The sequence below is a fragment of the Rhodococcus sp. BH5 genome, from assembly GCF_027583855.1.
Taxonomy (GTDB): Bacteria; Actinomycetota; Actinomycetes; order Mycobacteriales; family Mycobacteriaceae; genus Rhodococcus_F; species Rhodococcus_F qingshengii.
In genome coordinates this window covers 293,402-310,064 of sequence record NZ_JAJHVW010000008.1, presented here as the reverse complement: position 1 = coordinate 310,064, position 16,663 = coordinate 293,402, and the positions used below count along the sequence as shown (strand labels likewise).

Sequence of the window (16,663 nt, the reverse complement as noted above, 5' to 3'; positions counted from 1 at the left end):
GCCTTTTGTGACGTATCTCCTGGTTAGATTGCGTCAGAGCGGGTAACGACCACAAACGGCCCCTGCTCGGTCACGGTGAAACGAGGATCGTCGAACAGTTCCTTGGGGAACGTGACCGTGTAGCGGCGGACGTTCGGGTCGTTGGGGTAGACGTCCTCTGCCAACCGCAGCGTGTACCCGTCGGCGCCCTGGCGGAAGACGAAGGCGTCGGGGCTGCGCCACGGCGCCGAGTCCAGCGCAGCTACCAGTTCGTCAGGCGTCTTCAGTTCCGACCACTGCTCGATCAGCGCAGCGCGCGCACGGAAATCGGCGAGCGGGTTCGCGTAGTGCGACGTCAGTCCTTGAAAGCCGAAGTACGGGTAGAAGCTCAGGAAGCCGATGTCGGCAGTGAGGACCACCGTGTCATGGGGTTCGCGTCCCAACTGCTCGCGAATGATCCGGTCGATGTCGGCGTAATTGGCTTCGGCACCCGGGGGTCGCTTGTCCCCGCGCTCGCCGTTGCCGTCGGTATCGCTGTATGCCACAGCGATATCCGGCGCCAGCACCTGCGGGATGTTCTGCGCGAAGGCGATGGCTCCGATGACACCGAGTGCAACCAGTACCGCTTTGACGCGAGGATTTTCGCTGGTGGCCAGCACGATCCAACCGGCGAACTCGAAGAAACCGAACACACCGGCGGCGGCAAGGAGTCCGATCAGGACCGGCTCCAGTCGGAAACCGAGGAGCGTACTGCCGGCGACGGTGAACGTCATGGACAGCAATGCCCACAGGTACACGGCAATGACACCGATACCGAGTGCCCGGGCGCGGCGGGAGAAGAGGAAACGAGAAATCAGCCAGATCGTGCCGAGTAGGCACAGTCCGCCGACGAGGGTGAAGCTCAGCATCGGGAAGGGCAGCACCGCACCGGAATCGGGGAGGTAGTGCATTGCGGTGCCGGACTCTGCGGTGGCACCGGAGAGTGCCTTCAGCAGGTACGGCGTCCAGACGGTCAGAGCCACCAGGCCGGAGATCACGGCGATCACGGCGAGCCTGACGAGGGGTCCCAGTGCGGCTTTCCACGTGTTCTGGGCGCGTGCGGCAAGTACTGCGGCAACCAAGGCCATCAGAGTCACTGCGAACGCGGCGAATCCGAGATAGAGCGTGTAGACCGTTGCGGCGAAACCGAGGAACAGGCCGGTTCCGAGTATTGCGCCGGCTCCGGCAAATCGAGATGCCCCCGGCCGGTCCAATGCACCCCACGCGAGGATCAGCACCGGCGGGATCAGGAGGTTGATGACGGCGCCGTACGCCTCGGGGGAGTTGTACGCCAACACGACGGCAGTGACGGCCAAGGCCGCGACGACGGCCCAATCGCGTCGAATCAGCTTGGTCCACAACACGAGTGCAACGACGGCGACGACAGCCAACGAGCCGATCGCATAAGGCTTGAAGGCTTCCCAGCCGTCCATTCCCAGCAGGTTCGCGACGCGTCCACCGATCCAGAACCAGCCGGCCGGGTAGAACGGCGGCAGATCCACGTACGTCATGTCCTGCAGCGCAGCAGAATCCGTCAGCCGGGTCAGGTACTCGGTCCGGAACTGCTGATCGACCGAGACGCCGTGCAGATACAGACTCGTCGCGGCCAGGGGAAGTCCGAGCGTCGTGGTGACGAAGCCGGAGAGCCCGGCCCACGAGAGGAGTTTTGCGACCCGCTCGGCCTTGCGGGCGCGGAACATCAGAACCGCAACACCGACCACTGCGATGCAGAGCACCTGCAGCACCGTCGTGACTGCCTGCGTGACATTGGAAGAGGTGAACGCCGGCCACTGCACTCGGCCGAAAGCAAAGAGCCCGACAGCGGCTACAACAGCGGCGACCAGCGCTCCGAGGGCCATTTCCACCACCGTCGCCGCGGCATTACGCCACGGCGACGGGGTCGAAAGGTCTGTACTCGGAGCAGTTGTTGTTTCTGGCACGGGAGGAGCTTAAACCGGCAACTTCCGGAAGATCGGGCGCGGCACGTGGCGAAGACCCATCATGACGAAGCGCCACGGGCCGGGAGTCCAGACGATTTCCTTGCCCTTGTCCGAGGCGGCAACAGCGAGCTTCGCGACGATGTCCTTGTTGACCGTCAGCGGAGCTTCCTTGACGTGGGCACTGAACTGCGTGCGCACCATGCCGGGGCGAACGACGGTGACCTGCGGTCCGAATTCCGCGAGAGCCTCGCCGAGTCCGAGGTAGAAACCGTCGAGGCCCGCCTTGGTGGAGCCGTAGACGAAGTTGGCACGCTTGACGCGCTCGCCGGCAACCGACGACATCGCGATGATCTTGCCGAAGCCCTGAGCCTTCATCTTCTCGCCGAGAAGAACACCGACCGAGACGGAAGCGGTGTAGTTGACGTTTGCCACCAGAACGGCCTTGCGCTGGTTCTGCCACAGCTCTTCGGAGTCACCGTCCAGTGCGAAGGCGACGATGGCGACATCGACGTCACCGTTCGAGAACGCCTGGTCGATCACCTTCGGATGCGACTCGAAATCAACGGCGTCGAAGTCGATGAGCTCCACCGAGGTGGCACCCTTCGCTTCGAGCTGCTTGACCGCAGCTTCGCGTCCCGGATCGCCAGGGAGTGCCGCCAGAACGACGCGGAGCGGCGCCTTCTTCAGGTACTCCTCACAGATGGCGAGGCCGATCTCGGAGGTTCCACCGAGAAGCAAAACGGTTTGCGGGTTACCTACAGCGTTGATCACAGTTCCAGCCTTCTGGACATATCGGAGGCGAAAACGCCTGTGGGGTCGTACTTGCGGCGCGTCGCGATCCACTCGTCGATACGCGGGTACATGGCGTGGAAGGTTTCCGCGGACGTCCGCGAGTCCTTGGCCGTGTACAGGCGTCCGCCGAATTCGAGGACACGCTTGTCGAGTTCGGTGACGAACTCGTTCAGGCCCGGCTTGATGCGGAAGTCGACGCAGATGTTCCAGCCCGGGATCGGGAAGCTCAGCGGCGCCTGATTGCCTTCGCCGAAGAGCTTGAACACGTTGAGGAACGAGTAGTGCCCGCTGCGCTGGATGTCGACGATGATCTTCTTGAACTCGTCGACGGCCTCCGGCGGAACCACGAACTGGTACTGCAGGAATCCGTTGGATCCGTACGCCCGGTTCCACTCACCGAACATGTCGAGCGGGTGGTAGAACTGCGTCAGATTCTGGACCTTGCCGCGATACTTGCCGGACTTGCGGAACCAGACCTCACCGATCGCGGTGAAGTTGAACTTGTTGGCCAGCCCGTTGGGGAAGACGTCGGGGAACGTCAACAACTGCGGCGCATCGAAGGCAAGCGGGTTCTTCTGCAGCTTGGCCGGAAGCTGGTCGAGCTTCGCCAGAGATCCGCGCGAGACTGCCGCACGACCAAGCTTCGGGGGCGCGGAAATCGCGTCGAACCACGCGCTCGAATACTCGTAGTTGGCCTCACTGCCGTCGCTGTGCAGCGCGATGGTCTCGTCGAGGCTGTTGGTGACGTCGCCGTCGGCGATGAAGTACGCCGTCTCGGTCGGTGTCATCTTGATGGTTGCCCGCAAGATGATGCCCGTCAGGCCCATGCCGCCGATCGTGGCCCAGAACAGTGCGGCCTTCGGGTCGTTGCGCCCGCCCTTGGGGGTGAGCGTGCGAACCTTGCCGTCGGCCGTCAGCAGATCCAACGACACGACGTGGTTGCCGAAGCTGCCCGCGCTGTGGTGGTTCTTGCCGTGGATATCCGAGCCGATGGCGCCGCCGATCGTGACCTGACGAGTACCCGGCAGGACCGGAACCCACAGGCCGAACGGCAGAGCAGCCTTCATCAGCTGATCCAGATTCACGCCGGCGTCGACGTCCACCAGAGCGGTGTCGCGATCGATGCGATGAATGCGGCTGAGTGCATTCATGTCGATGACCAGCCCGCCGGCGTTCTGCGCCGGGTCACCGTACGAGCGGCCGAGGCCGCGCGCGATGACGCCGCGTCGCAGATGCGATGGCTTGGAATCGTTCTGTTCCGCAACCTGGGCGACCGCGTTGGCGATCACTTCCACGTCGGGGGTGGACAGCACCTGTGCAGTGGTGGCGGCGGTGCGTCCCCAACCGGTGAGGGTGCGGGCTTGGGTGTGGAGAGCCGGCTGCGGCGTCTCTTCTGCTGTCGTGGACATCAAGGTAGAGGTTACCTGGGAGTAGTGCCGACGGCTCCGACTCGAGTGGTTACTCTCGTCGTCGTGCCCGAAACACCTGCAAGTCACCAGCACGAACCCCACGTCCCGCTGCCCGTCGAGATTCCTGTCACGACGGACATCGCCGACGACGCGTTGGACCTGAAAACGCAGATCGTCCGGTTCGTCGCGACGGGTGGGCTGTCGGCGGTCGTGGACTACGGGCTGTACGCATTCCTGTTCAAGGTCGTCGGCCTCGATCTGAGCGTGGCCAAGTCGATCAGCTTTATCGCCGGCACTACGACGGCGTATCTGATCAACCGGCGGTGGACGTTCAAGGCCGAGCCTTCTCGCGCCCGCTTCATCGCTGTTGTCGTGCTGTACGCGGTCACTTTTGCGGTTCAGGTCGGGCTCAACGCGCTGATGGTGCATGTGCTCGCCGACGAGTGGTGGCGCATGCCGCTGGCCTTCGTCATCGCGCAGGGCACCGCGACGGTCATCAACTTCATCGTTCAGCGGGCAGTGATCTTCAAGATCAAGTAACGGTTCGGGGTGGATTAGCGCATTCGTCCGGTTTCTCGAGAGAGAATCGAGCGCATGATCATCGTTCTCGATTCTTCGGCCCTGACCAGGGGTGTACGGTTCGACACTGCCATCGCCGACGCTCGCGCACTCGGACACCGCGTCGTCGTGCCGCGATTGGTCGTCCTCGAGGTTGCGAGTCGCTACCGCGAGGAATCGGCGGAGATGATCGCGGCCCTGAGCGTCCAGGCGCGCATGTACGACCGACTGGGGTTGCGGCGCGACCTTACGAGGTTCGTCGACGCTGCTCACGACAAGGCCGACGGCTACGTCGACGACGTGATCGAAGACCTCGTGGCGATCGGCGTCGAAGTGGTTGATCCAGTCGACGTGTCGCATGTCGAGGTGGCCGAGAGGGCGATCTCGCTGCGTCGGCCCTATACCGACAAGAAGAAGCGAGACGGATATCCGGCGACGCTGAACTGGCTGACCGTGCTCGATCTCGCCGACCGCAACCCGGAGGTCGACGTCATCTGGGTGAGCTCCGACGCACGGGCATACGGCGACGGCGAAGACGGGGTCTGGCACGGCGATCTCGCGCGTGAGCTGGCGTCGCGCGGTCTGGAGTATCGGGTCCGCTGGGCATCGGACATCCCGGTGATCGACGGACCGGTGCAGGTGGAGCAGGTGGCGGAGGTCGAGGAAGCCGCTGAGGTCGCGCCCGAGGCCCCGGTTGCTCAGGGCTTCGTGGAGCCGGAAGCGGTGGTTCCAGCCGAGGTTCCCGAACCCGCGGCACCTGCAGCAGCCCCCGCCCCCAAGCCTGTTCAGCGCGCAGCGCGGACGAGAGTTGCGCCGCAGCGCATCGAACCCGCCCCGAAAGCTCAGTCCGGCGGACTGCGCGGTCTGGGCAAGGTCATCGGCGGGCGGAAACGAAAGGTCACGATCGTCGACGATCTCGACGAAGTCGACCTCTTCGGTGCCTGATCGCTTCTAATCTGGACAGATGTCTCTGTTGCCGACAGTCAGTCGAAGGACCGGAACTCGATACGGCAGGCCGAGTATCGAATCGCAGGTCCTCTACAACGCGTGCCGATGGATGCTTCGGCCCGTGGTCGGGATCGCGCCGCTGACGCCTGGCGCCATGCGCCGCGCCGCAGTGCTGGACTCGGCCGCGGGTGTACGCATTCCGTCCGGGATCGATCGGGAAGCGATTCGCTTTCCAGGTTTCGACGGTGAACTCGTGCGGACGGCAGGCTCGACGGCTGATCTGCGCGACGGTGTTGTTCTCTACCTGCACGGCGGCGGGTTCATGTGCTGCGGGCTCAACACGCATCGGCCGGTCGTTGCAAGCATCGCCAAGCGAACCGGCCTTCCGGTCCTGCACATCGCATATCGACAGTTGCCGAGCACGAGCATCAGCGGGTCCGTCGACGACTGTCTCGATGCATACCGGTGGCTCCTCGAACAGGGAGCCTTGCCGGAAAAGGTTGTCTTCGTTGGCGATTCGGCCGGAGGCTTTCTGGTCTTCGCGACGGCACTTGCAGCTGTTTCCGCGGGGCTCGAGGTTCCGGCCGGTCTTGTCGGGCTCTCACCTCTCCTCGATCTCGATTGCACCACCAAATCAGTCCACGCCAACGCTCGACGCGACGTGATCGCCCCGGTGTCGGCATTGATGGCGATCGGAAAGCTTGGCGGACAGACGAACTCACCCGTCGACGGCGATCTGGCCGCTCTGCCGCCGTCGTTGCTGATCGCCGCCGAATCCGAGGTGCTCAGAGTCGATTCGGAGGTGATGGCGCAACGGCTCGCCGCCGCGGGGGCGCCGTGCTCGCTGCAGATCTGGAACGGCCAGGTTCACGCGTTTCCCGCCGTCTGGCCTGGCTTGCCGGAGAGCCGGGCTGCGCTACGTGACGTTGCCAGGTTCATTCGCGCCAGGCTGGATGCGGTCCCGCCCCAGGTCGCGGGCGAAAGTTGTTCGGGAAGTTGAACTTCCGGTCCGGTTAGGGATTCTCGTGTCCTGACGTTGTGGTAGGTGCCATCGCGCGGGCATAGATCGATTCGAGCTCGGTTACTGCTGAACGTCGATCGACGTTGTCGGGATCGAGGCGATGTTGGAGGTTGATCCCGAGAGTGCCGGCCAGAAGGGTGACGGCAACCAACTCCGGATTGGTGACCGGGGTGTCGATCGAACGCAGGTAGTCCGCGTACAGCGTTCGCATTGCGACGTACTGCTCTGCGTAGGTCTCGCGGATGGTGGACCCGGGAATCACGGCTTCGATCAAGATGGTCGAGAAAATTCGTGCCTCGGGGTATGACATCAGTACGAAGTTGGCTTCGATCAATGCTTCGATTCCAGTCGCCGAGGATGATGCCAACTCTGCGCGTAGCTTTTCCATGCCCCACCGGAATGCGTCCTCGACGACGGCTCGTAGAAGCCCGTCCTTCGATCCGAAGTGCCAGGCCACGGACCCTCTGCTGATACCGGATCTTTCTGCCACGGCTTGTACGGACATCGCGGTCGACCCGCCTTCGGCAGCCAGTTCGGCCGCGGCTTTCACCAGTCGCCGTCTGGTTTCCTCGGAAATCTCCTGCTTGCGTGTCGACGCCATTCGGTGTTCCTGCCTTCTTTCGTTCTCGAGTGCAGCCAATTCCGGCACGCGGTGACGTCGACGCGCCCGTCGGGGCCGAGACCTGCGCACCGCACTCATGCTACGAGGCCGGCCATCGGCCGGCCGTATTCCTCTCGCGACACCGTCTTGCCTATGTTGATCGTCCAGTTCTATGCTGAGCGTCCAATAACTTAACGGAATGGGCGGACATGGAACTCATCGATCTGACTAGAACTCTCGATCCGGCCGATCGGGAATTGCTCCCCGAGGGTTTGAAGGCACTGGCTTCCGTCGTTGCCCCCTCGGTGACCTACTCGCACCCCGCAGGTGCCGGACGCGACGAGTTCGCGGCAGCACTGCAGTGCGGAGTTCATGATCTTCCGGACGGTGAGGGGTGGGGATCGGAGATGTTGAGTGAGTTCAACAGCCATCTGGGCACACACGTCGACGCGCCGTTGCACTACGGATCAACCTCGGAGGGTAAGCCTTCTCGCACGATCACAGACATCGCGTTGGATGAATTGTTCTGCGAGACAGTGGTGCTCGACCTGCGCGGCCGGTGCGAGGCGAATCAGCCGATCTCGGTGGACGCGCTGAAAGCTGCCCTGGCGGAAAACGGTGCGTCCGTTCCCCAGGGTGGTGCCGTGTTGCTCCGTACCGGACAAGAGAGCTTCACCTTGGCTGATCCAGGGTTCTTTCAGTATCCAGGGATGAGTCGCGAAGGCACGCTGTTTCTCGCCGAGCAAGGCGCGAAGGTGCTGGGCACCGACGCTGCCGGCTGGGACTTGAGCTTTGCAGTCATGGCGCAGAAATTTCGTGACACCGGGGACAACTCGGTTCTCTGGGACGGGCACCGGGCCGGACGCGAACGTGAAGTATTCATCGTTCAGCAACTGGCGAACCTCGCCGCGCTTCCGCCCTCGGGATTTCACGTGGCGTTTTTCCCGATCAAGCTTGCGCGAGCCAGCGCTGCCCCGGCTCGTGTGGTCGCGTTCGTCTGAGCAAAATTCCTGCCTCACCTAACGAACAATTCAGTGAAAGGTATTGACTCACAGTGAAACTTGCGACCGTCGAATACGAAAAGACTCAGCAGACGGCTCTGGTGACGGGCAGCGGCGAGCAACTGTTGTTACTCGAGCGAGCTCATCATGATGTGACGGGAAAACCGGCTCCAGAACTGGAAACCATGCAAACCATCATCGAAGGTGGTCCGGCGGCACGGGAGACCCTGGATCGGCTCGCAGACGAGCCGCCGGCAAGTGCAATCGTCGACGCAGGTGATGTGCGCTGGATGTCGCCGCTTCCTCAGCCGGTCCAGATCCGAGACTTCGGCTGCTTCATGGATCACTTCCGCAACGCTCGCGCCCGAATTCAAGGGGTCGCACTCGAGGACGTCGAACTGCCGAAGATCCAGTTGGAGCGCCCGCTGTATTACATAGCGAACCGATTGGCGGTGACCGGACACAAATCTGACGTCGTGTGGCCCGAGTACTCGAGCCTGCGCGATTACGAACTCGAATTCGCCTGTGTGCTGGGGCGCGGTGGAACCGACATCTCACGCGCGGATGCCCCTGCGCATATCTTCGGTTACACCATCTTCAACGATTTCAGCGCCCGCGATACTCAGCTCGAGGAGATCTCCACCGGACTCGGTCTCAGTAAGAGCAAGGACTTTTCGAACGCGAATGTCCTCGGGCCCTGGATCGTGACGGCCGACGAAGTCGGTGACCCCTACCAACTCGAGATGACCGCGAGAATCAACGGAGACGAGGTGAGCCGAGGAACCAGCGCCGACATGGACCATCGTTTCGAGGACGTGATTTCGTTCGCTTCGACTTCCACGCGGCTGTACCCGGGTGAAGTCTTCTGTTCCGGCACCGTGCCGAGTGGATGCGGCTTGGAGCACGGGCGGTTCCTGGAACCGGGAGACGTAGTCGAACTCGAGGTCACCGGCCTCGGTGTATTGAGGAATCGAGTGGTGGCGTGAGCGGCGAAGTCATGGTTCTCGGTGTCGGCGCGACTCTCTTCGGGCGGCACGCGGATACCGCGGCCTCGGAATTGGCGGGGCGTGCGGCGATCGATGCCGTCGAAGACGCGGGCCTGACCCGCGGTGACGTCGGTGCGGTCTTCTACGCGACAGTCAGCCAGAAGGCGATCGACCGGCAGCACATGATCCCAGGCCAGATCGCCTTGAGGCCATACGGTTTCGGGGGAGTCCCGGTCGTCAATGTCGAAAATGCCTGCGCCGGCGGCGCGACTGCACTCTGGCTGGCGATCGCCCACGTTCGCGCCGGTCTGTCCGAGGTCGCGTTGGCGGTCGGGGTGGACAAGCTGGTGTGCTCGGATCCGGCTCGAAGTCTGGAGGTGTTCGACGGTGCACTCGACGTTGCGCATCGCGACGAGACGCTCGCGGGCCTTGCTTCGCTGTCCGCTCCGCTGCCGGATGCACTCGGATCGCAGGGTGAGCGGTCGGTGTTCATGGAGATCTACGCTTCTCTTGCCCGGGCGCACATGGAGAGATTCGGAACCACCGAGTTCGAGCTCGCGTCCGTAGCAGCCAAAAATCATGCGCATTCCGTGCACAATCCGCGGTCGCACTTTCGCAAACTCTTCAGCGTCGAAGAGGTGCTTGCCGCAAGGCGAGTCGCGTGGCCTCTGACAGTTCCGATGTGCTCGCCCGTCAGTGACGGTGCAGCGGCGGTCATTGTGACCAGTGCGGACTTTGCTCGAAGGCACGATTCCTCTCGGCGGGCGGCGCAGGTACTCGGTTGCAGCTTGGTGTCAGGCACGGATCGGACCGCAGATGACGTGGAGAGTCACATCGGTCGCCGTGCAGCAATGAGCGCATACGAGGAAGCCGGAGTCGGGCCAGGCGATGTGGATGTGGCAGAGGTCCACGACGCCACGGCCTTCGGTGAAGTGCAGCAGGTCGAGAATCTGGGGTTCTGCCCGATCGGTGAGGGCGGCGCGTGGTCGGCGTCCGGTGCGAGTTCGTTGGGAGGCGTGCGTCCGGTCAATCCGTCAGGTGGGCTCGAGTCCCGTGGTCATCCGGTCTCGGCAACGGGACTGGCGCAGGTCTTCGAACTTGTCACGCAGTTGCGTGGACAAGCAGGGCGGCGACAAGTTCCGGGTGCTCGAATCGCGGTCGCAGAGAACGGCGGAGGTCTCTACGGCATCGAGGAAGCCGTCGCCGCGGTCACGATCTTGGGAGGGCCACGATGAACGCGGACATCATGAACGATGAACCGATGGCGCCAGGCTTGCAGGTGCAAGCGGGATATGCGGATCTGATTCTGTCGGCGCTGCGACGCCGACCAGACCACATCGCGTTTCGATTCACGGATCGGAACGGTGATCGGGCCGAGCTGACATATTGGCAGACTGCGGAACAGATCGAGCGGATTGCAGGTGTCCTCAGTAGCTTCGCTCTGCCGGACGGAGCCGGGGTCGCCCTGCTTGCGGGGCCGTGTCCTGAAGCATTCACGGTCATGGCCGCGGCGTGTCTGGCGGGCGTGCGCTACACGGCACTCCATCCGCTCGCGACCGAAGAGAACGACAGGATGGTGCTGAAAGACAGTGGTACCGATCTCCTGTTGGTTGCCGACGGACAGTTCCAGGTACGCGCCGAAGCGGCACAGACTCGAGTGATGTCACTGTCAGCCCTCGAATCAGCGTGTGAATTGGGTACGGCGGGAATAGGTTCAGGCTTAGGCGGTCAGGGTCGAGCTTTGTATCTCTTCTACACCGGTGGAACCACCGGTGAGCCGAAAGGCGTCATGCTCAGGGACCGATCCTTGGTCGCCAATGCCTGGGCCTGCACCACGTGGGAGTGGCCGGCTGAAACCACCATGCTGCTCACTACGCCGATGTCTCATGCTGCCGGTCTGCTCGTCGCACCCGGTCTGCTGCGAGGTGCAAGCTTCGAGTTGCACAGGTCGTTCGACCCGGACAGAGTTGTCGACGCCATCGAAAATGGCGGAGTCACAGCTACATTCGTGGTTCCCACGATGCTCTATGCCTTACTCGACCATCCACGCCTGTCGGATGCGAATCTGTCTGGGCTGAACTGGATGCTTTACGGTGCTGCACCCATCGACCCCACCAGGCTCGAGCAGGCAGGGGCGGTGTTCGGGCCGATCCTGAGCCAGCATTACGGTCAGGCCGAAGCCCCGAATGCGTTGACGGTACTCGATACACGTGAGCACACGGACGATCCCGCAGTTTTGGGGAGTTGTGGGCGCGCGATGCCAGGTGTCGAAGTGGTGTTGCTTGACGAGCAGGGAAACGAGACGGCGACGGGCGTACCCGGCGAGCTTTGTGTGCGAGGTCCGCTCGTGATGGACGGCTATTGGAACAAACCTGAACAAACCGCTGCAGCGCTCGCGAATGGGTGGTTGCACACCGGCGACGTTGCTCGAATCGACGAAAGTGGGCTCATCTCGATCGTCGACCGCATCAAAGACACGATCATCAGTGGTGGATTCAACGTCTACCCGCGCGAAGTCGAGGACTCACTCGGACATCATCCCGCGGTGGCAGCATGTGCGGTATTCGGTGTCCCCGATTCTCAATGGGGAGAAGCTGTTACCGCCGCAGTCGTACTGAAGACGGGATGGTCGGTCACACCCGATCAACTCATCGCGCACGTGAGATCGCACAAGGGTCCGATCTGGGCGCCCAAGGAGATTTCGATTCTGGAAGCGCTGCCGCTCACTGCTTTGGGGAAGATCGACAAGAAGGCACTCCGTGGCGCGTCACCGACCTAGTGACGCGACAACTGCCCGTGCGAGGGCGTCGGCAGATCCAGGGGCGAATGGCAGAAAGAGTTCTGGCTCGATCAATTCCACTTCCATGAGCAGTGGTTGATCCACCGGGCCCACGACGTCCACACGTGCATAAAGCAATTCGCCGGGGCCGCATGGGGTCGCGGCCAGTGCTGCGCCGGCCACCGCGAGTTCGGCGGCGGACGGTTGGTGGAGGTGGTTGGTTCCGCCGTGAAATTCCTGCACGCGGAAGTCGTGGGCGGCCGGGATCTTCTGGACAGCGTGCGAGTAGCGTCCGCCGATGTGGATGATCGAGCGCTCACCGTCGACGACGTCCGAGACGAATGGCTGGACCAACGCGTCGTTACCGCCGTCGAGGATCGAGCTGAGGTGAGCGTGGGCCTGCGCGGACCCCGAGGCAAACTTTCCCACTCCGACAGCGCCGGCGGAGACTGCCGGCTTGACGATGACGTCGGCACCCTCGAACGAAGGGAGGGTGAGTGTTTCGCTCTGTCCGGCAGCGATCACAGCGGTGGGGACGATAGGTACGCCGGCCGCGGCAAGTTCGGTGAGGTATCCCTTGTATGCGTTCCACTTCACGATGGAGAGTGGATTGGCGATCGGAGCGGTCAGCTGATCGAGAACGGCGAGAAATTCGTCGAGGCGCTGGGTGTAGTCCCAGGTCGACCGGATCAGAACCAGGTCGGCGTCGATATCGAGGAGGGACGGGCTCGACCACGGCGCCATCGTCGACGCGATGCCGTAGGAGGTGAGAGCTTCCATGACGAGTTTGCTTTCGACATCCGCCTCGCGGGCGGCGCCGTCACAGGTGAGCAGGAGAACCGTGGTCATGCCACGATGCTTTCACGGCTGGCGCCTTCTAAGACTAGCGAGGTGGCCCCTCGTCGAGGACCAGCGAACCGGTCCCGGGTTGCCCGGTTGCGTCCACCCACGTCACCGCGACGGTGTCGCCGGGGCGGCGCGAGCTCATCGCCGCGTTGAGATCAGCGGACGACGCGATCCGGCTGCCACCGAACTCGGTGATGACCGCACCTTTGGTCAGCCCCACCCGCTCGGCCGGCGAATCGAAGCTCACGGCAACAACTTCGGCGCCGGCCGGCATGTCCGCGTGATCCTTCACCGCGACACCGAGTACGGGTGTCGGTCCCACACGCACGGTCTCGGAGGAGCGGCCACCGAGTACCTGCTCGACGATCGGTAGTGCGGTGTCGATCGGTATCGCGTAGGACTGAGGCGCCGGTGAGGTTTCGGTGCGGTCGGTGACGGCGTTGCCTGCGCTGCTGACGCCGATCAGCTCGCCAACGGCGTTGACCAGGGGACCACCGGAATCGCCAGGCCGGATGTCCGCGTCGACCTCGATGAGGCCCTTCAACTGGTTTCGCGATCCGTCGGACACGTTGCGGGTGTTGACGGTGACACCGAGGTTGGTGATGACGCCGGGAGCAGGGACGGGTACTCCGCCGCCTTCCGCATTTCCGATTGCAGTGACGGCATCCCCACGAGTGGCTTCTGCTGATTTGCCGACCACAGCCACCGGCAGATCGTCAGCGCCCGCGAGTCGAAGGACGGCAAGATCGCTGACGCTGTCGTACCCGAGGATCTCGGCGTCGTAGATCAGCCCGTTGGACATGCTGACGGCAGTGACGTCCGAGGCTCCGCTGATGACGTGGTGATTCGTGAGCACCACTCCGTCAGGGGAGAGCACGATCCCGGTCCCAGCAGTGGTGGTGAATCCGGCCGGCGCCGTGATGGTGACGATGGTGGGGACCACTCGGGCCGAGAGCTCCTCCGGGGTGAGCGGAACAACCGGCGCGGGTGGGGTGGTCGTGATGACGGTGACCGGTGCGGACTCGATCGTTCCCGGAGTCAGGGGCGGTGCGACCAGCGCGAGACCACCGAGGCCGGCTGCGAGAACGACGGCCGTCCACAGGCCGCGTCTGCTCGCACGTTTGGTCATCCAGCCGTCCGTCCCGCCGGTGTCATGCCATCGAGTCGTGAAAGGTGAAGATTACCGATTCGGCGAATCTTCGGCCACAAAACCGGGCAACATGCCGTCCGCGCGGAGCGTCGCCAGGGACGGCGCGGCAGCGTCCTTTGCGGAGAGCTCGTAGGTCAGAGGGTTGCCCTTACGGTCTGTTCTCGGCCATTCGATCGCGAGTTCCGGATCGAAGGGATCGAGGTCGCGGTCCAGGTGGGGGGAGTATTCGATGCTGCACAGGTACATCACTGTCGATCCGTCTTCGAGTGAAAGGATCGCGTGGCCGAGGCCTTCCGCCAGGAACACCGCTCGTCGATCGACGTCGTCGATCACCACTGCATCCCACTCGCCGAAGGTCGGTGATCCGACGCGCAGGTCTACGACAACGTCGAGGAAGGCACCTTTCACGCAGGTGATGTACTTCGCCTGTCCGGGCGGATTGTCGGTGAAGTGGATCCCGCGGAGGCTACCGGCTTCGGAAACCGAGCAGTTGGCCTGCGCGAGGTCGAGAGTGCGGCCGGTCGCGGCGGTGAAGGCGGAGCTTTTGAACCATTCGAGAAAGACACCGCGGTTGTCGCCGAACTGCTTCGGTGTAATTTCCCAAGCTCCGGCGATCTTCAGTGGACGGATTTCCACGTCACCATTCCTTGCCGTGCTCGAGCAGCTCGAGTAGGTAGTTGCCGTACCCGGATTTTCCCAATGCTTCTGCCTGAGTGCGTAATTGGTCGGAGCTGATGAATCCTTGACGCCACGCAACCTCTTCAGGGGAACCGATCTTGAGGCCTTGGCGGTGTTCGATGGTCCGCACGTAGTTCGCTGCCTCGAGCAGGGAATCGGGTGTGCCGGTGTCGAGCCACGCGGTTCCGCGGGGGAGGACATCGACAGAAAGTTTGCCAGCTTCGAGATAGTGCTGATTGATGTCGCTGATTTCGTATTCGCCACGCGCAGAGGGCTTCAGAGTGCGTGCGATGTCCACGACGTCGCTGTCGTAGAAATAGAGGCCGGGGACTGCGTAATTGGATTTCGGCGACGTCGGCTTTTCCTCGATGGACACGGCGCGACCCGAGTCGTCGAATTCGACGACGCCGTAGGCGGTCGGATTCGAGACCCAGTAAGCGAATACGGCTCCGCCGTCGATGTCGGAGAAACGCCTGAGTTGGGTTCCGAGGCCGGGGCCGTAGAAGATGTTGTCGCCGAGGACGAGCGCCACGGAGTCGGATCCGATGTGCTCTGCGCCGAGGGTGAATGCCGTTGCGAGGCCGTTCGGTTCGTGTTGCACTGCATAGGTGAGGTTGACGCCGAATTGTGAGCCGTCGCCGAGAACCCGGCGGAATTGTTCGGCGTCGTGTGGGGTCGTGATGATCAAGATGTCGCGAATGTCGGCGAGCATGAGAGTGGAGAGCGGGTAGTAGATCATCGGCTTGTCGTAGACGGGCAAGAGTTGCTTGCTCACTCCGAGGGTGATCGGGTGCAACCGCGACCCGGTGCCACCGGCCAGAATGATTCCGCGCATGCGTGCAGTGTCCTGCACTCCTGCCTGCCGACGCAAACGGACATGACACGCCCGGCCGCTAAAGTGGGGTTCGTCCGATGAGCCTGAGGAGATGACGTGCGACTACTGGTCACCGGGGGTGCCGGCTTCATCGGTGCCAATTTCGTTCATCAGACGGTGGCGACGCGTCCCGACGTGGAAGTCACGATTCTCGACGCTCTGACCTACGCCGGAAATCGCCAGTCCCTGGCGTCCGTCGAGGACCGGATCACGTTTGTCCACGGCGACGTGGCCGACGAGCCGCTGGTCGACGATCTTGTCTCGCGCTCCGACGCAGTCGTGCACTTCGCGGCCGAAAGCCACAACGACAATTCCCTCGCCGACCCCGAACCGTTTTTGCGCACCAACGTCATGGGAACCTTCTCGCTCCTGCAGGCTGTGCGTTCGCACGGGGTCCGTTATCACCACATTTCGACCGACGAGGTGTACGGCGACCTCGAACTGGATGATCCGGCGAAGTTCACGGAGACGACACCGTACAACCCGTCGAGCCCGTACTCCGCGTCCAAGGCGTCGAGTGATCTGTTCGTGCGCGCCTGGGTGCGCTCGTTCGGGATCGCGGCGACCATCTCGAACTGCTCCAACAATTACGGCCCGTACCAGCATGTGGAGAAGTTCATCCCACGCCAGATCACCAATCTGCTCGACGGAGTGCGTCCACGGTTGTACGGGGAAGGCCGCAACGTCCGCGACTGGATTCACGTCGAGGACCACAACCGCGCCGTCTGGGACATTCTGGACCGCGGAAAATCCGGCGAGACTTATCTGATCGGCGCCGACGGTGAAACCGACAACCGGACGGTGATTGCGGCTCTGCTCGAAATTTTCGGACGCAAGCCGGACGATTTCGACTTCGTCACCGACCGCCCTGGTCACGATCTGCGGTATGCGATCGATTCGACGCGACTGCAGCAGGAGCTCGGGTGGAAGCCGCAGTACCGCGATTTCCGAAGCGGACTGGAAGCCACCGTCGAGTGGTATCGCGACAACGAGCAGTGGTGGCGTCCGCAGAAGGCCGGCGTCGAGACGCAGTATTCCGCGGCCGAGAAAGTGATCTGACCG

General features: G+C 63.0%; 16 protein-coding genes. 8 read left to right on the top strand and 8 right to left on the bottom strand.

The window, feature by feature from the left end; genetic code table 11:
* Positions 1–23: 23 nt before the first annotated feature.
* The 3 genes from RhoBH5_RS21735 to RhoBH5_RS21725 all read right to left on the bottom strand — a co-directional run bounded on the left by RhoBH5_RS21735 (position 24) and on the right by RhoBH5_RS21725 (position 4,159).
* Positions 24–1,877, bottom strand: a complete 1,854-nt coding sequence (locus RhoBH5_RS21735; protein ID WP_047272776.1) for a galactan 5-O-arabinofuranosyltransferase — start codon at positions 1,875–1,877, stop codon at positions 24–26.
* 90 nt (positions 1,878–1,967) lie between these two features.
* Positions 1,968–2,729 carry a decaprenylphospho-beta-D-erythro-pentofuranosid-2-ulose 2-reductase gene (locus RhoBH5_RS21730; RefSeq protein ID WP_007731800.1) on the bottom strand — a complete coding sequence of 254 codons (762 nt, stop codon included), beginning with the start codon at positions 2,727–2,729 and terminating at the stop codon, positions 1,968–1,970.
* Positions 2,726–4,159, bottom strand: coding sequence for an FAD-binding oxidoreductase (locus tag RhoBH5_RS21725; protein WP_003943934.1), 1,434 nt, complete (start codon positions 4,157–4,159; stop codon positions 2,726–2,728). The genes RhoBH5_RS21730 and RhoBH5_RS21725 overlap by 4 nt, the downstream gene beginning before the upstream one ends.
* A 63-nt stretch (positions 4,160–4,222) precedes the next feature.
* Between RhoBH5_RS21725 and RhoBH5_RS21720 the strand changes: the two genes are divergently transcribed.
* Genes RhoBH5_RS21720 through RhoBH5_RS21710 form a run of 3 tightly spaced genes read left to right on the top strand, consistent with a single transcriptional unit; the run spans position 4,223 to position 6,665 of the window.
* On the top strand, positions 4,223–4,699 hold the full coding sequence (locus RhoBH5_RS21720) for a GtrA family protein (protein WP_073513418.1): 477 nt from the start codon (positions 4,223–4,225) through the stop codon (positions 4,697–4,699).
* A 54-nt stretch (positions 4,700–4,753) separates the two neighbouring features.
* Positions 4,754–5,662 (top strand): PIN domain-containing protein, encoded by a 909-nt coding sequence (locus tag RhoBH5_RS21715; RefSeq protein ID WP_050655619.1) that lies wholly within the window; start codon positions 4,754–4,756, stop codon positions 5,660–5,662.
* A 19-nt stretch (positions 5,663–5,681) separates the two neighbouring features.
* Positions 5,682–6,665 (top strand): alpha/beta hydrolase, encoded by a 984-nt coding sequence (locus RhoBH5_RS21710; RefSeq protein WP_270008774.1) that lies wholly within the window; start codon positions 5,682–5,684, stop codon positions 6,663–6,665.
* Positions 6,666–6,678: 13 nt separating this feature from the next.
* Here RhoBH5_RS21710 and RhoBH5_RS21705 read toward each other — a convergent pair whose 3' ends face one another.
* Positions 6,679–7,287, bottom strand: a complete 609-nt coding sequence (locus RhoBH5_RS21705) for a TetR/AcrR family transcriptional regulator (RefSeq protein WP_158170230.1) — start codon at positions 7,285–7,287, stop codon at positions 6,679–6,681.
* A 209-nt stretch (positions 7,288–7,496) separates the two neighbouring features.
* Here RhoBH5_RS21705 and RhoBH5_RS21700 point away from each other — a divergent pair, with 209 nt between their 5' ends.
* Genes RhoBH5_RS21700 through RhoBH5_RS21685 form a run of 4 tightly spaced genes read left to right on the top strand, consistent with a single transcriptional unit; the run spans position 7,497 to position 12,053 of the window.
* Positions 7,497–8,288, top strand: coding sequence for a cyclase family protein (locus tag RhoBH5_RS21700; protein WP_051649531.1), 792 nt, complete (start codon positions 7,497–7,499; stop codon positions 8,286–8,288).
* A gap of 53 nt (positions 8,289–8,341) precedes the next feature.
* A complete protein-coding gene (locus RhoBH5_RS21695; protein ID WP_030535808.1) occupies positions 8,342–9,274 on the top strand; it encodes a fumarylacetoacetate hydrolase family protein in 933 nt (310 codons plus the stop codon).
* Positions 9,271–10,509, top strand: coding sequence for a thiolase family protein (locus tag RhoBH5_RS21690; RefSeq protein WP_030535807.1), 1,239 nt, complete (start codon positions 9,271–9,273; stop codon positions 10,507–10,509). Before RhoBH5_RS21695 ends, RhoBH5_RS21690 begins: the two co-directional genes overlap by 4 nt.
* A complete protein-coding gene (locus RhoBH5_RS21685; protein WP_058038043.1) occupies positions 10,506–12,053 on the top strand; it encodes an AMP-binding protein in 1,548 nt (515 codons plus the stop codon). The genes RhoBH5_RS21690 and RhoBH5_RS21685 overlap by 4 nt, the downstream gene beginning before the upstream one ends.
* Here RhoBH5_RS21685 and RhoBH5_RS21680 read toward each other — a convergent pair.
* The 4 genes from RhoBH5_RS21680 to rfbA are packed head-to-tail and all read right to left on the bottom strand — an operon-like array spanning position 12,042 to position 15,562.
* Positions 12,042–12,902 carry an ATP-grasp domain-containing protein gene (locus tag RhoBH5_RS21680; RefSeq protein ID WP_270008773.1) on the bottom strand — a complete coding sequence of 287 codons (861 nt, stop codon included), beginning with the start codon at positions 12,900–12,902 and terminating at the stop codon, positions 12,042–12,044. The genes RhoBH5_RS21685 and RhoBH5_RS21680 overlap by 12 nt on opposite strands.
* A 34-nt stretch (positions 12,903–12,936) precedes the next feature.
* Positions 12,937–14,028 carry a S1C family serine protease gene (locus tag RhoBH5_RS21675; protein ID WP_047272763.1) on the bottom strand — a complete coding sequence of 364 codons (1,092 nt, stop codon included), beginning with the start codon at positions 14,026–14,028 and terminating at the stop codon, positions 12,937–12,939.
* 51 nt (positions 14,029–14,079) lie between these two features.
* On the bottom strand, positions 14,080–14,685 hold the full coding sequence (locus RhoBH5_RS21670; protein WP_042447635.1) for a dTDP-4-dehydrorhamnose 3,5-epimerase family protein: 606 nt from the start codon (positions 14,683–14,685) through the stop codon (positions 14,080–14,082).
* Between the two features lies 1 nt (position 14,686).
* On the bottom strand, positions 14,687–15,562 hold the full coding sequence (gene rfbA / locus RhoBH5_RS21665) for a glucose-1-phosphate thymidylyltransferase RfbA (RefSeq protein WP_003943968.1): 876 nt from the start codon (positions 15,560–15,562) through the stop codon (positions 14,687–14,689).
* A gap of 96 nt (positions 15,563–15,658) precedes the next feature.
* Between rfbA and rfbB the strand changes: the two genes are divergently transcribed.
* Entirely contained in the window at positions 15,659–16,660 is a 1,002-nt protein-coding gene (gene rfbB / locus RhoBH5_RS21660) for a dTDP-glucose 4,6-dehydratase (RefSeq protein WP_054827096.1), read from the top strand.
* Positions 16,661–16,663 lie beyond the last annotated feature (3 nt).

Coding starts and splice junctions, on each gene's coding strand:
- RhoBH5_RS21735 (WP_047272776.1), bottom strand. CDS start 1,877: ATGGCCCTCGGAGCGCTGGTCGCCGCTGTTGTAGCCGCTGTCGGGCTC.
- RhoBH5_RS21725 (WP_003943934.1), bottom strand. CDS start 4,159: ATGTCCACGACAGCAGAAGAGACGCCGCAGCCGGCTCTCCACACCCAA.
- RhoBH5_RS21715 (WP_050655619.1), top strand. CDS start 4,754: ATGATCATCGTTCTCGATTCTTCGGCCCTGACCAGGGGTGTACGGTTC.
- RhoBH5_RS21710 (WP_270008774.1), top strand. CDS start 5,682: ATGTCTCTGTTGCCGACAGTCAGTCGAAGGACCGGAACTCGATACGGC.
- RhoBH5_RS21705 (WP_158170230.1), bottom strand. CDS start 7,287: ATGGCGTCGACACGCAAGCAGGAGATTTCCGAGGAAACCAGACGGCGA.
- RhoBH5_RS21700 (WP_051649531.1), top strand. CDS start 7,497: ATGGAACTCATCGATCTGACTAGAACTCTCGATCCGGCCGATCGGGAA.
- RhoBH5_RS21685 (WP_058038043.1), top strand. CDS start 10,506: ATGAACGCGGACATCATGAACGATGAACCGATGGCGCCAGGCTTGCAG.
- RhoBH5_RS21680 (WP_270008773.1), bottom strand. CDS start 12,902: ATGACCACGGTTCTCCTGCTCACCTGTGACGGCGCCGCCCGCGAGGCG.
- RhoBH5_RS21675 (WP_047272763.1), bottom strand. CDS start 14,028: ATGACCAAACGTGCGAGCAGACGCGGCCTGTGGACGGCCGTCGTTCTC.
- rfbA (WP_003943968.1), bottom strand. CDS start 15,562: ATGCGCGGAATCATTCTGGCCGGTGGCACCGGGTCGCGGTTGCACCCG.